This is a genomic window from Oleiphilus sp. HI0079 (genome assembly GCF_001635105.1).
Genome location: NZ_LWFT01000450.1, coordinates 1 through 439, shown reverse-complemented (window position 1 = coordinate 439; position 439 = coordinate 1). Strand labels below are relative to the sequence as shown.

At 47.2% G+C, this 439-nt stretch carries 1 protein-coding gene; it reads left to right on the top strand.

The features are described from left to right. On the top strand, window positions 1-439 hold a 439-nt coding region (locus tag A3750_RS05885), incomplete at both ends, for an ABC transporter substrate-binding protein (RefSeq protein WP_197474934.1).

Sequence of the window (439 nt, the reverse complement as noted above, 5' to 3'; positions counted from 1 at the left end):
TAATATGTGGTTTGGTTTGACGACGCGAACACGATCTGTCTACGCATCAAAAGAGCGTGTAAACCTTGCAGAAATTCAGCGTTATGAAGATTTGGCAGATCCAAAGTGGAAAGGCCGGATCTGCACGCGCAGCGGAAAGCACCCATACAATCTTGCGCTTATCGCGTCGATGATTGCTCATCACGGAGAAGCAGAAGCGGAAACTTGGCTTCGCGGTGTAAAATCAAACCTTGCTCGAAAGCCTCAAGGTAACGATCGAGCTCAAGTAAAAGCCATCTACGAAGGCGTTTGCGACCTATCATTAGGTAACAATTATTACTTGGGAAAAATGCTTAACGATCCAGAGCAAATCAAGTGGGCGGAAGCTGTTCAAATCACCTTCCCGAACACGGAAGAGCGTGGCACTCACGTCAACATTAGTGGTATGGCGCTGACAAAA